The organism is Maritimibacter sp. 55A14 (genome assembly GCF_003122205.1).
Classification (GTDB): Bacteria; Pseudomonadota; Alphaproteobacteria; order Rhodobacterales; family Rhodobacteraceae; genus QEYE01.
This window is the reverse complement of the sequence record NZ_QEYE01000001.1, coordinates 317,217-330,366: the sequence shown is the minus strand read 5'-3', so window position 1 is coordinate 330,366 and position 13,150 is coordinate 317,217. Positions and strand designations below refer to the sequence as shown.

The window sequence follows — 13,150 nt, the reverse complement described above, 5'->3', positions numbered from 1 at the left end:
GAGAAATCCACCTCGATCGCCGGGCACTCCCGGGTGCAGTCGTCCTTGAGATTGGCGGTGCGGAACTTGCGGCCATTGGCCAGCGCGTCGCTGGTGAAGTCGAGCGACCAGCGCTGATTGGGGGCGATCGGGCACCAGGTGCCCTCACGGCCCTCGCGCGGGATCTTCTTGCGCTTGGTGCGGCGCAGCCACAGCCGCTCTTCGCGGTAGATGCGTTCGACGACCTTGACGTTCACCCTGAAGCCCTCGCGAACCAGCTTGGCATGCAACATGCGATAGCCATACCTCCTGTGCTTGCCCGACAGCGTGATCAGGCGTTCCCTCAGCCGCGCGTAACGCTCCGGCCGCGCCCGGTAGGCCAGGCTCGACCGCGAAATCCCGACCAGCCTGCACGCCCGCCGTTCCGTGAACTGATGCTCGTCCATCAGCTTCCTCACTGCGGCCCGGCGGTGTGCAGGCGTCAGGAGTTTTTTGCCAGCAGCCCCTTGAGACCGGCGTTGTCGAGCATGGCATCGGCCAGAAGCCGCTTCAGCTCGGCATTCTCAGCTTCCAGACCCTTCAGGCGGCGCAGCTCGGAAACCGTCATGCCGCCATACTTGGCCTTCCACTTGTAGAGCGTCGCATCTGACATACCGTGCTTACGGCACAGCTCCGAAACCTTCGCCCCGGCCGCATACTCCTGCAGGATCCCGACAATCTGTTCTTCGGTGAAACGTGATTTGCGCATCGTCTGTTCTCCTCGTCATTTTGAACGTTACGAGAACAAACTCTCATTTTGAATGGCCCGGTTTTTTGGGGGCAGGTCACCGCCCCCCGAACAGGTTCCTCCTTACTTCAGCTTTGATGCGACATTGTCGGCAAAGGCTGAAACCACGGCGGAATAGTATACTTCACTGCCAATGGTCAGCGTCGAAGTATCGGTGCCTTCGGGGAAATACGAATTGAGTTGATCCGTGGTTACAGTCAGCGTGTAGTCCTCGTCCTTTCTCGGATACGGCATGTCGATGTCCACATCGCCGACTATCGTCCACTCGCCGATACCAACGGCCGCCTCGAAATTGTTCGCCAAGGCAACTGCGTCGATATCGATTTCGATTTCGGCGGCGTCAGCGTCCTCATCCGCGATTTGAGTCACGAGCCTTTCCGCAATCGCTGTTTCAAGATCGGCCTCAAGGCTCTTCCAAGCACCCGCCGCTTCGTATGTCTCGATTGCAGAGAGATCGACCACGACATCGATCTTGGAGACTTTTGTCTCCGCCACTGCCGCAGTTGCAAGGGTTGCCACCAGAACGGTACTTCGGATTAGATGTGCCATTGTTAGTTCTCCTCACTCTGGCGCCCTGTCATAGGGTGCAGAGAGGGAACACATGAAGCAGCGCATGGTTCCGGGACGTGGTCCTGTCAGATTAAACCGCTCTGGTAGGTTCATGTACGTCCGATTGTTCAGCTCTGCGCTGCTCTGAAGGTTAAATTCCCTTACTGATCATGTTTTTACGTCCATTCCTCAGCGAGGAGGGCGGGTAGGGAGATGCCAAGGCTGATTGCTCTAACAGTACCGGCGGCACGCTTCTGGTGGCACCGGTTCGGTCCTATGTTTGCAGCCGAGATCCGAAAACGCCGTATTGAGGGAATGAGGTTCAGCCGCTGGCGGCGGCATCTCGACGAGAGTTTCGTGACGAAGACGCGAGACAGGAAGGCAGCGTTGAAATTCCTCAGGAAATCCATGCGGCGTCGCGGTCGCCCTGAGGTCATCGTCACGGACAAGCTCCGGTCTTACGGCGCCGCCATGAAGGAGATCGGCGCGGCAGACCGGCAGGAAACCGGCCCTTGGATGAATAACAGGGCGGAGAACTCGCACCTGCCATTCCGAAGACGCGAGCGAGCTATGCTCCGGTTCCGGCGCATGCGAAGTTTTCAGAAATTCGCCGCCGTCCACTCTTCCGTCACCAACCATCTCAACCGGGAACGCAGCCTCTCCAGTCGGGACATTTTCAAGACCAACCGCGCCGCTGCTCTTGCTGAGTGGCGTCAACTCGGCGCGGCATAGGGACAGTCATACTGTCCTTGTGGAGACCAGTTCGAATCCGTCTGACAGAACCACCACATGAATCACGTAAGTATATGATTTAATTATTTAGTTATGACTTATATAAAATAACATCCCCCCTAAGCCTCCCCCATTGCATTGGCTTGGATATCTCAGAAAGGTCTGTTGGACCACGCGTTAGTGAGTTTCACTGACCCTAGGCTGCGTTTTACGCGGTTCTTGTTCCTGGCGGTGCACTGGAAGGCTTTTATCCTTACAGAATAGTCTTTATTCCCTCTTCTTGTCAGAGGGCGGGGCCGGGTGGCCAATGGCAATTCCTCTGACAATACCAGATTGACTGATGCCCATGCGGCGCTTGATGGGGGGATCGACATGGACAGTCTTGGCCAAGCCCTGGAAGAAATCCATGACCGTATCCACGAAGAGGCTGATTGGGGTCTGCCGGCGCAGTATATTCCCGAACTCGCGAACGTTGTCCCGGAGCAGTTTGCCATCAGCGTCGTTACAGCAGACGGAAGCTGCCATTCCGTGGGACAGGCGCAGCGCCCTTTCTCGATCCAGAGTATATCCAAGGTGTTTGCGCTGATCGCGACCCTGGGCCGGATCGGGGATCAACTCTGGACACGGGTTGGACGCGAACCGACCAGAACCGCATTCGATTCGATCATGCTGCTGGAAACCGACAGCGGCCGGCCCCCAAATCCGTTCGTGAATGCAGGCGCCATCGTGACGACCGATGCTCTCCTTTCGGGGCGTGAACCCCGGCAGGCCCTGGCCGAGATACTGGGGCTGATCCGGGCGATGGCAGGAACGGATGACATTTACATCAATAACGAAGTGGCGGATTCCGAAAAACGCACCGGGGCGCGCAACAAGGCGCTGGCGCATTATCTCGCATCGCACGGAAACCTGCGCAACGATCCCGACCTGACCCTGGGCACGTATTTCCATCAATGCGCGATCGAAATGACGACCGAGCAGCTCGCGATGTCCGGCCGCGTGCTCGCAGGTCTCGAATGCGCCCCACGTACCATTTCGCGTATGCATGCCAAACGCGCCAACGCGCTGATGATGACCTGTGGCCATTACGATGCATCGGGTGAGTTCGCGTTCAAGGTCGGGCTGCCCGGAAAAAGCGGCGTCGGAGGCGGCATTCTCTTGATTGCCCCACGAAAGGCCTCCATTGCGATCTGGTCGCCGGGATTGAACGGTTATGGCAATTCCCACGCCGGGACGCGGGCCGCGGCGATGCTGGCCAGATCGACTGGCTGGTCCGTGTTCTGAGCGTGGGGCCGCTCGGAACGGTCACGTCCGTCAAACGCTGGCTTGCGGCGGGCGGGGGCAAATCGTAGCGCCCGACGATGACCAAAGGTGACAAGAGACGCGGCAACCGCGAAGTGAAAAACGGAAGAAGGCCAAGGAAAAGGTCGTCGCGACGGCCGATTTCTCCAGGGGCAAAGCGCCAGTTAATATCGGAGACAAGAAGAAGACCTGAAGGACTTCACATTGGCCATCCGATCAGCGAAGACTCGTTCGGGCTTGTCTGCCAGCACCCCGCTTAGCGCTCGGGCTGGTGCGTCGGACATGGAAGGCTGGATATTTGGAGCAAGAAGAAAGCGGGCGCGGTCAGCCGGTTTCGGTCTCGACGAGGATTTCCGGAAGGAGCCGGGCGGCCTCGTCGCGGGGGGCGGCCAGCGGCGCGCGGTCCTCGCCGGGAAAGAAGCGGGCGCGGAGCGCGGTGGCCATCGGCCGGGGCGCGAGGCTGAGGACAAGCGGCCCGGTGCGCTGCGTCTCGGCGCGCCAGCTTGCCACCAGCGCTTCCTGGGCGGCCTTGGTGGCGCCGTAGGCGCCGAAAAATTTCTGTCCCCCGCGGGGATCGGCGAAGAAGACCGCGCGGCCTGCCGGCGCGGCGCGCAAGAGCGGCTCGGCCAGGGCGATGAGCCGCCCGGTGGCGCGCAGGTTGGTGTCGATCGAGCGGTCCCAGTCGCGCGCATCGACATGACCCGCGGGCGAGAGAGGGGCGGCGTGGATCGCGGCATGGACCAGCAGGTCGAGCCGCCCCCAGCGGTCGAAGATGGCGCGGCAGAGATGCGCCAGGGCGTCCTCGTTGGTGATGTCCATCGGCGCCAGCGTGGCCGCGCCACCCGCGGCTTGAATGCGGTCGTCCACTTCTTCCAGCCCGCCGGTTGTGCGCGCCAGCGCGATGACGTGATGGGTGGGCGCCAGGGCTTCGGCGAGGGCTGCGCCGAGGCCGCGCGAGGCCCCGGTTACGAGGGCGATGCGATCTGTCATTTCAGCGATCCGTCAGGCATGGGGGGCCGTCATGCCCGGCTGTGGCGCAAATGTCCAGAAGCGAGAGAAGCCCGCGGCAGTGACCGGCGCGGGTTTGCCGCGCGGCTCATTCCGCCGCCTTGATCTCGAAGCCTTCCGCGATCCGGTCCGAGGGGGCAACGGGATAGTCACCCGAAAAACAGGCGTCACAATATTGCGGCGCCATGGCGTCGCGCCCGCCGCTCTCGCCCACCGCCCGGTAAAGCCCGTCGAGAGAGATAAACCGCAGGCTGTCCACGCCGAGATGTCTGCGCATCTCCTCCTCCGACATCGAGGCGGCCAGCAGTTTCTCGCGTTGTGGCGTGTCCACGCCGTAGAAGCAGGGCCAGGAGGTCGGCGGGCTGGCGATGCGGAAATGCACCTCCGCCGCGCCGGCATCGAGAACCATCTCCTTGATCTTGCGCGAGGTTGTGCCGCGCACCACGCTGTCATCCACGAGAATCACGCGCTTGCCTCGGATGAGCGCCCGGTTGACGTTGAGCTTCAGCCGCACGCCCATGTTGCGGATCTGTTCGGTCGGTTCGATGAAGGTGCGGCCCATATACTGGTTGCGGATGATCCCCATGGCATAGGGAATGCCCGATTCCTGGCTGTACCCGATGGCCGCGGGCGTACCCGAATCCGGGACCGGGCAGACCAGATCGGCCTCCACCGGGGCCTCGCGCGCCAGTTCCACCCCGATCTGCCGGCGCGTCTCATAGACCGAACGGCCGCCCTGGATGCTGTCGGGACGGGAAAAATAGACATGCTCGAAAATGCAGAAGCGGGGACTGCGCGGTTCGAACGGGTGGTAGCTTTCCAGCTTGCCGTCCTCGATCACCACCATTTCGCCCGGCTCGACCTCGCGCAGGAAATCCGCGCCGATGATGTCGAGTGCGCAGGTCTCCGAACTCAACACCCAGCCGTCACCCAGCTTGCCCAGCACCAGCGGGCGCACGCCCAGCGCGTCACGCACGCCGATCAGCTTGGTGCGGGTCATCGCGACGATGGAGAAGGCGCCCTCCACGCTGCGCAGCGCGTCCTTGATCCTCTCGGAGGTGCGTTTCTGGATCGAGCGCGCCATCAGGTGGATGATGCATTCGCTGTCCGAGGAACTCTGGAAGATCGAGCCGCGCTCGATCAACTCGCGGCGCAGCGCGTCGGCGTTGGTCAGGTTGCCGTTATGGGCGATCGCCGCGCCGCCCATCGAGAACTCGCCGAAAAAAGGCTGCACGTCGCGGATCGCCGTCTGCCCCTTTGATCCGGAGGTGGAATAGCGCACATGCCCGATGGCCAGCGGGCCGGGCAGCGTTTCCATAAGGCTGGCCTTGGTGAAATTGTCGCGCACGTAGCCGAAGCGGCGGACCGAGTTGAAGCCGCTCTCGGGATGATGGGCGACGATGCCGCCGGCCTCCTGTCCGCGATGCTGGAGCGCATGCAGCCCCAGGGCCACGAAATTGGCCGCGTCGGCCACGCCCGTTACACCGAAGACGCCGCATTCCTCGCGGAGTTTGTCATCGTCGAATGGATGGCTTGGATAGTGGCTCATGCGCTCGCGCAATTGGGATCGGGCCGTTTTCGGCCCACCATATAGTGCTTTGTCACGGCAGTGTCACGCGCCGATCCCTCAGGATCCGCCATCGACCTGGGGCAGCGTCGTCTCGACCGGCTCGGCGCTGCCGCAATCGCCCACAAGCTGTTCATAACGCTCGACGATCCATTGCGGGGCTTCGTCGGGTATCTGCGCTTCGATATTGTCGCGAACCGAGGCGAAGATCGCCGCAGAACGCGAATCGTCGACCATGGCGATGGAATCGTTCACCACGACGCGCTCGTAGACCAGGAAGGCCACCACGATCAGCAGGAGCCCGCGCAGCACGCCGAAAAAGAAGCCCAGCCCCTGGTCGACACCGCCCAGCGCAGAGCGCTGCACCGCGCCCGAGAAGAGCGGTGTGAGCAGTGACACGACGATCAGTGCGACCGCGAAAACCGCCGCGAAGGCCGCGATGATCGACAATTCGCAACTCTCGGCAAAGAACTCGCCCAGTACGGGAATTTCCTTGATCAGCGGCTCCACCGTAGTGGCGAAGATGAAGGCCAGTATTGCCGCAGCGATCCAGCCCGCGATGGACAGCGTCTCGCGCACCAGCCCGCGGGAAAAGGCGAGGATACCGGAGATCAGAACGATCGCCGCGGCCACGCCGTCGATGATGGTGAAACCTTCCATGCGCTGTCCCTTCGCGTCCGCCTTAACCGGCTTTCAACATGTTCTCCACGAGCGCGCCGAGATCCCTGAAACTCCGCACGTCGATCCCCTCTATCGATACAGTCTTTGCCTGAGGTGGCGCAACCGCGTTCGAGAAACCAAGTTTTTGCGCTTCTTTCAACCGGTTTTCCACCTGCGAGACGGGGCGAAGTGCCCCCGAGAGGCTGATCTCGCCGAAAAAGACGGTATCGGCGGGTAGAGCGGTGCCCCCGCGCGCCGACAAAAGCGCGGCAGCCACGGCCAGATCCGCGGCCGGCTCGGAGATACGCAATCCGCCCGCGATGTTGAGATAAACATCCGATCCGGAGAAGGAGATACCGCAGCGCGCCTCCAGCACCGCCATGATCATCGCCAGGCGGCCGCTGTCCCAGCCCACGACGGTGCGCCGCGGCGTGGCCAGCGGCGAGGACGCAACCAGCGCCTGTATTTCCACCAGCAGCGGGCGCGTGCCCTCGATGCCGGCGAAAACCGCCGAGCCCGGCGCCGGCGCGTCGCGCTCCGACAAGAAGAGCGCCGAGGGGTTCGCGACCTCCATCAGGCCCGCGCCGGTCATCTCGAAGACGCCGATCTCGTCGGCCGGGCCGAAGCGGTTCTTGACGCTGCGCAGGATGCGGAACTGATGACCGCGCTCGCCCTCGAAATAAAGCACCGTGTCGACCATGTGCTCTACCACGCGCGGGCCCGCGATCTGGCCGTCCTTGGTGACATGGCCGACGAGGATCACCGCGGCGCCGCGGCGCTTGGCGAAGCTCACCAGTTCATGCGCGCTGGCCCGCACCTGTGAGACGGAGCCGGGCGCGCTCTCGACATTGTCGGCCCACATCGTCTGGATCGAGTCGATGATCACCAGGCCCGGCCGCTCGGCATCGAGCGTGGACAGGATGTCGCGCAGGTTGGTCTCGGCCGCGAGCCTGACCGGCGCGTCCGCCAGGCCCAGACGGCGCGCGCGCAGGCGGATCTGGCCGGTGGCCTCCTCGCCCGAGACATAGATCGCCTTGAGCCCGGCGCGGGCGAACCGCGCCGCGGCCTGAAGCAGGATGGTGGATTTCCCGATGCCGGGATCGCCGCCCACCAGGATGGCCGAGCTTTCGACCAGGCCGCCGCCCAGGACGCGGTCCAGTTCGGCCAGTCCCGAGGAGACCCGCGGCGGCGGGGCCTCGTCAGAGGCCAGATCGCTCAGGCCGAGGGCGCGCCCGCGGCCCAGTGTCCGCCCGGCCGGACCGGCGGAAAGCGGCGCCTCCTCGATAAGCGTGTTCCAGGCGCCGCAGGCGTCGCAGCGGCCCTGCCATTTGCTGTGCGCGGCGCCGCAGGCCGAACAGGTGAAGGAGGGGGAGGATGCCTTTGCCATGCAGCCTTGTGCCCGAGCCCCGCGCCCGGATCAAGACGCGGCGCGATGTGGAGGCTCTGCCCCCTGTTCCCGCCTTGCGGGAACGCCCCCCGGAATACTTCGGCCAGAGCAAGGGCGGGGTGGGGCGCCCCGCCTCGGGCCGCACGGGGGGCGGGGGAGACGGGGCGCCTTGCTTTGGACGGTCATCGGCGTTCCCGCCTGTACCGTGTCTCCAGTCTGGGCAGGAGAAGGTTAAGAATTCCCCAATGCCGCTTGCTCTGGTCCAAGTATTCCCGCCGGAGGCCGCCTGCGTCAGCAGGCGTCAGCCCGGCCGGCCCACCGCGCGCGTGCCCAGGGCCGAGATTGCCAGCGAGACGAGGATAAGCCCGGTGAAGAGGTAGAGCCCCCAGGCGGTCTCCACCCTGGCCAGCCCGATGCCCTTGACCACCACGATATAGAGCGCGATCAGGAAAATATCCGCCATCGCGAGCTTGCCCAGAAGCATGAGCCAGGGTGTGGCGCGCGTGTCGAGCCAGCCGAAATGCACAAGCGCCAGGCCGATCGTCTTGAGATAGGGCGCGAAGAGCGCGAAGGCCGTCACCACGAGCGCCAGGAAGATATCGGTGCGCCAGAGTTCCTGAAGTCCGGTGACGACCGAGATCTCCGACAGGCCGAAAAGCGGCAGGAAGCCCGCGCGCAAGAGCGGCGCGAACCAGGCGATGGGAAAGAGGACGAGCAGAGAAAGGTTTGCGAGGCGCAGGATCATCGGGGGCGGGTCCATCGGGGCGGGGCAGCCAAGCCATGCCGGTTTTGACCGCCGCGGGCAAGCGCCTCCCGGCCGTTGGCTGCGCGGCTGGTGGCGCATGGCCCTCTCAGCGCACCGACTCGATCGGGCCCTCGGCACGGCCATGGATGAACTGGTCGAGATAGGGATCGCCAGAAGCGTCCATATCGGCCACCGGGCCGGTCCACTGGATCACGCCGTCGTGCAGCATGGCGACCTTGTCGGCGATGGCGCGCACGCTCGACATGTCGTGGGTGATGGTCATGGCGGTGGCGCCCATTTCCACCACGATCTCGCGGATCAGCTCGTTGATGACGCCCGACATGATCGGGTCGAGCCCGGTGGTGGGCTCGTCGAAGAAGATGATCTCGGGCTCCGCGGCGATGGCGCGCGCCAGGCCCACGCGCTTCTGCATGCCGCCCGAAAGCTCCGCGGGAAAGAGATCGGCAACCTCGGATTTCAGGCCGACCCGGCGCAGCTTCTCGATGGCGATCTCGCGGGCCTCCGCCTTGGGCCGCTTGAGCGATCCGCGCAGCAGGCGGAAGGCCACGTTCTGCCAGACCGCGAGCGAGTCGAAGAGCGCGCCACCCTGAAAAAGCATGCCGAACCGCGCCAGGAAGGCGTCGTGATCGCCACGGGTCGCGTCGCGCCCGTCGACGAGGATTTTCCCGCTGTCGGGCTGAACGAGCCCGAGGATGCATTTCAGCAGCACTGACTTGCCCGTCCCCGAGCCGCCGATGATCACCATGCTCTCGCCCTTGGCGATGTCGAGGTCGATTCCGCGCAGCACGTGGTTGGAGCCGAAGGACTTGCGCACGTCCTGCATCTCGATCATCTGCGCGCCCATCAGAAGAACACCTCCGTCAGCACGTAGTTGGAGGCCAGGATCATCACCGAGGCCGAGACAACGGCGTTGGTGGTGGCTTTGCCCACGCCCTGCGCCCCGCGGCCCGAGCGCATTCCGTGATAGCAGCCCATCAGCGCCACGATGAAGCCGAAGGCGGCGGCTTTCCAGAGTCCCGAAGTGACATCGGCGACCTCGAGAAAGTCGTAGGTGTTCTTGATATAGGCGGCGGAGTTGAAGTCGAGCCGCGTGACCCCGACCAGATAGCCGCCCATGATTCCGATCACGTCGCCGATCGCGGCCAGGACAGGCATTGCCAAGGTCGCGGCCAGCACGCGCGGCACGGTGAGGTATTTCATCGGATGGGTGGAGAGTGTGGTCAGCGCGTCGATCTGTTCGGTCACTTTCATGGTGCCGATTTCCGCCGCGATGGAGGCTGCGACGCGCCCGGCCACCATCAGCCCGCCCAGCACCGGCCCCAACTCGCGCACCATGCCGATGGCGACGATCGAGGGGACGACCGATTCCGCGTTGAAGCGTGAGCCGCCGGAATAGATTTGCAAGGCCAGCGCGCCGCCCGTGAAAAGTGCCGTCATGCCCACAACGGGAAGGCTGAAATAGCCGATATGCAGCAGCGCGTGCAGGAACTCCTTCGGGTAGAAGGGCGGACGCAGCAGATGGCTGAGCGTCGAGAGCGCGAAGATCGCGACCGAGCCGATGATGCGGCAGAAGGCCAGGGTGGACCTGCCCACGGCGGCGGGGATCAGGGTAAGGATATCGGCGGCTGTCATGCTGCTCCTGCCTCATTTCGGCGAATGTAGCCGCGCGCGTATCGTGCGCCAAGGCTTGTCAGTATCTCGTAACCGATCGTGCCTGCGGCATCCGCGAGCGCGTCGATGCCCTGGTGGGGGCCGAGCACATCGAGGCTGTCGGGAACCCGGTCCAGCCCGGTGACGTCGACGGTCAGCAGGTCCATCGAGACACGGCCGACGAGCGGGCAGGCGCGCGCCCCGGCCCAGAGCGTCGCCGCATTGCTAAGGTGGCGCGTGAAGCCATCGGCGTAACCGACTGCAACCGTAGCAATATTACTGTCGCGCGGCGCGGTCCATGTGGCGCCATAGCCCACCGCCTCGCCAGCCGTGACGGTGCGGGTCTGGATAACCGGCACCGAGACCTGCACGACCGCCTGCGCGTCGCCATAGGGCCGCCCGCCATAGAGCCCGATGCCGGGTCGGCAGAGTTCGAAATGATAGGCCGCCCCCAGCAGCGTGCCGCCCGTGGCCGCGAGCGAGCGCGGCGCGTCGAGGCCCTGCGTCATCGCGGCGAAGCTCTGAAGCTGCGCGGCGTTCATCGCATAATCGGGTTCGTCCGCGCAGGCCAGGTGGCTGAGCAGCAGCCGCGGTCCGGCCTCCGCGATCCGGTCGCGCAGTGCGGCGAACTCACCGGGCTCCATTCCCAGCCGGTTCATGCCGCTGTCGAGCTGCACGCCGAATGGATGGCCCGGCAGGGCGGCGAAATGGCGCGCGGCCTGTTCGGCGGAGTTCAGCAGCGGGATGAGGTCGCTGCCCGCGAGAGCCGCGGCGTCGCCGTCCATATGGCCTGAGAAGACATGGATCGCGGGGCCGGGGCCCAGCACGCGCCGCAGTGCTGCACCTTCCTCGGCCAGGGCCACGAAGAAGCTTCGCGCGCCCGCGTCGGCCAGCACCGGCGCCACCTTCTCCAGCCCCAGCCCGTAGGCATCCGCCTTGACCACGGCGCCGGTCTCGACCGTGGCCGCGGACGCGGCGTCGAGCCCGCGCCAGTTGGCGGCGAGCGCATCGAGGTCGATGGTCAGCATGGGGCGGGTCATGGGCCTCGTCCGGTGGTCTCGGGGCGGCAATATCCGCACCCGCCCGGCAAGGCAAGTCACCAACGGGTCAGCCGAAATCGCCGCCGCCCGATTGCCACGGCTTGACCAGATTGCCGAAGCGGGTGAACTGGCCTTCGAAGCTGAGCTCCACCGCGCCGATCGGGCCGTGGCGCTGCTTGCCGATGATGACCTCGGCCTTGCCGTGGACCGACTCCATCGCTTCCTGCCATTTCACCATCGCGTCGAGATCGTGGTCGCCCGGTTTCTCGCGCTCCTTGTAGTATTCTTCGCGGAACACGAACATCACCACGTCGGCATCCTGTTCGATGGAGCCGGACTCGCGCAGGTCGGAGAGCTGCGGGCGCTTGTCCTCGCGGTTCTCGACCTGCCGGGAGAGCTGGCTGAGCGCGACCACGGGAATGTCGAGCTCCTTGGCGATGGCTTTCAGCCCCTGTGTGATCTCGGAGACCTCGTTCACGCGGCTGTCCTTGGCGGTGGCCGGGCGGACGAGTTGCAGATAGTCGACAAAGAGCGCGTCGAGCCCATGCGTGCGCTTGAGGCGCCGGGCGCGGGCGGCAAGCTGGCTGATCGGCAGCGCCGGCGTATCGTCGATATAGAGCGGGCAGGCCTCCAGCGTCTTGGCGGCCTCCACGAAGCGGCGGAACTCGGCCTCGGTCATGTCGCCGCGCCGGATCTGCTCGGAGGGCACTTCGGAGGATTCCGAGAGGATGCGTGCGGCAAGCTGTTCGGCCGACATCTCCAGGCTGAAGAAGCCGACCACGCCGCCCTCCACCGCGCCCTCGCGCCCGTCGGGCAGGGCGCCCTTGCGGTAGGCGCGTGCGATGTTGAAGGCCACGTTGGTGGCCAGCGAGGTCTTGCCCATCGACGGTCGCCCGGCCAGGATCAGCAGGTCCGAGCGGTGCAGCCCGCCCAGCTTCTTGTCCAGGTCGGTCAGCCCGGTGGAGACACCGGCGAGCCCGCCGTCGCGCTGATAGGCGGCATTGGCGACATTGACCGCGTCCGTCACCGCCTTCAGGAAGCTCTGGAAGCCGGTCTCCGACTTGCCTTCCTCGCCCAGCTTGTAGAGCTTCTGCTCGGCCTCGACGATCTGGTCCTTCGGGTCGCTCTCGACATCGACGCGCCCGGCGCGCGCGGCGATGTCCTGACCCAGCGCCATGAGCTCGCGCCGGATCGCCAGGTCATAGATCATCTGCGCATAGTCGCGCGCCGCGAAGGCGGAGATCGAGGCACCGGCGAGCCGCACCAGATAGGACGGCCCGCCGAGTTCGGCCAGGCCCTCGTCCTCCTCCAGGAAAGCCTTGAGCGTGACCGGCGAGGCCAGCGCGTTCTTCTGGATGCGCTGCGCGGCGACCTCGAAGATGCGGGCATGGACCGGGTCGTAGAAATGCTCGGCCCGGACGATCGCCGCGATCCGGTCGTAGATGTCGTTATTGGTGAGAACCGCCCCCAGCAATTGCTGTTCGGCTTCGATATTGTGCGGCAGGGTGCCTGCCCCTGCACCCGTGCCGTCGCTGCCCGCCGCATCCGGTCGGAATACGCTGATCTCGTTCATGCCTGCCTGTCCCCTTTTGGGACCATTTCTTAACGGCTGAGCGCCCTGCCTGGCAAATTGTATGTTTCTGTGGATAGAATGTGAATCCTCCACAATCCCCCACATATTGGGGCATGTGTGGGTCTTCCGTCAACTGCTGGTGTGCTCTGG

Annotated in this window: 14 protein-coding genes; 2 read left to right on the top strand and 12 right to left on the bottom strand. The window is 64.6% G+C overall.

Features of this window, described 5'->3' with window-relative positions:
- The 3 genes from DDZ14_RS01615 to DDZ14_RS01605 all read right to left on the bottom strand — a co-directional run.
- The coding region (locus DDZ14_RS01615; protein ID WP_146193047.1) for an IS3 family transposase at nt 1–425 on the bottom strand (425 nt) is incomplete at its 3' end.
- Nucleotides 426–460: 35 nt separating this feature from the next.
- Nucleotides 461–727, bottom strand: a complete 267-nt coding sequence (locus tag DDZ14_RS01610) for a transposase (RefSeq protein ID WP_109423175.1) — start codon at nt 725–727, stop codon at nt 461–463.
- 102 nt (nt 728–829) lie between these two features.
- Nucleotides 830–1,315, bottom strand: coding sequence for a hypothetical protein (locus DDZ14_RS01605; RefSeq protein ID WP_109423174.1), 486 nt, complete (start codon nt 1,313–1,315; stop codon nt 830–832).
- Nucleotides 1,316–1,528: 213 nt separating this feature from the next.
- Here DDZ14_RS01605 and DDZ14_RS01600 point away from each other — a divergent pair, with 213 nt between their 5' ends.
- Together DDZ14_RS01600 and DDZ14_RS01595 are read left to right on the top strand one after the other, a co-directional pair.
- A complete protein-coding gene (locus DDZ14_RS01600) occupies nt 1,529–2,047 on the top strand; it encodes a DDE-type integrase/transposase/recombinase (RefSeq protein WP_369914278.1) in 519 nt (172 codons plus the stop codon).
- A 372-nt stretch (nt 2,048–2,419) separates the two neighbouring features.
- Nucleotides 2,420–3,331 (top strand): glutaminase, encoded by a 912-nt coding sequence (locus DDZ14_RS01595; protein ID WP_109423173.1) that lies wholly within the window; start codon nt 2,420–2,422, stop codon nt 3,329–3,331.
- 342 nt (nt 3,332–3,673) lie between these two features.
- On the opposite strand, the gene DDZ14_RS01590 is transcribed toward DDZ14_RS01595, so the two are convergent.
- The 9 genes from DDZ14_RS01590 to DDZ14_RS01550 all read right to left on the bottom strand — a co-directional run bounded on the left by DDZ14_RS01590 (nt 3,674) and on the right by DDZ14_RS01550 (nt 13,000).
- Nucleotides 3,674–4,339, bottom strand: a complete 666-nt coding sequence (locus DDZ14_RS01590) for an SDR family oxidoreductase (RefSeq protein WP_109423172.1) — start codon at nt 4,337–4,339, stop codon at nt 3,674–3,676.
- 106 nt (nt 4,340–4,445) lie between these two features.
- A complete protein-coding gene (gene purF, locus DDZ14_RS01585) occupies nt 4,446–5,906 on the bottom strand; it encodes an amidophosphoribosyltransferase (RefSeq protein ID WP_109423171.1) in 1,461 nt (486 codons plus the stop codon).
- A gap of 78 nt (nt 5,907–5,984) precedes the next feature.
- Nucleotides 5,985–6,584, bottom strand: coding sequence for a CvpA family protein (locus DDZ14_RS01580; RefSeq protein ID WP_109423170.1), 600 nt, complete (start codon nt 6,582–6,584; stop codon nt 5,985–5,987).
- 22 nt (nt 6,585–6,606) lie between these two features.
- A complete protein-coding gene (gene radA, locus DDZ14_RS01575) occupies nt 6,607–7,971 on the bottom strand; it encodes a DNA repair protein RadA (RefSeq protein ID WP_109423169.1) in 1,365 nt (454 codons plus the stop codon).
- A gap of 301 nt (nt 7,972–8,272) precedes the next feature.
- On the bottom strand, nt 8,273–8,716 hold the full coding sequence (locus tag DDZ14_RS01570; protein WP_199221258.1) for a paraquat-inducible protein A: 444 nt from the start codon (nt 8,714–8,716) through the stop codon (nt 8,273–8,275).
- Between the two features lie 106 nt (nt 8,717–8,822).
- Nucleotides 8,823–9,569, bottom strand: coding sequence for an ABC transporter ATP-binding protein (locus DDZ14_RS01565; protein WP_109423206.1), 747 nt, complete (start codon nt 9,567–9,569; stop codon nt 8,823–8,825).
- Nucleotides 9,570–9,580: 11 nt separating this feature from the next.
- Nucleotides 9,581–10,369: an ABC transporter permease gene (locus DDZ14_RS01560; RefSeq protein ID WP_109423168.1), complete on the bottom strand. Its 789-nt coding sequence runs from the start codon at nt 10,367–10,369 to the stop codon at nt 9,581–9,583.
- Nucleotides 10,366–11,427, bottom strand: coding sequence for an alanine racemase (alr, locus tag DDZ14_RS01555; RefSeq protein ID WP_109423167.1), 1,062 nt, complete (start codon nt 11,425–11,427; stop codon nt 10,366–10,368). Before alr ends, DDZ14_RS01560 begins: the two co-directional genes overlap by 4 nt.
- A gap of 67 nt (nt 11,428–11,494) precedes the next feature.
- Nucleotides 11,495–13,000: a replicative DNA helicase gene (locus DDZ14_RS01550; RefSeq protein WP_109423166.1), complete on the bottom strand. Its 1,506-nt coding sequence runs from the start codon at nt 12,998–13,000 to the stop codon at nt 11,495–11,497.
- Nucleotides 13,001–13,150 lie beyond the last annotated feature (150 nt).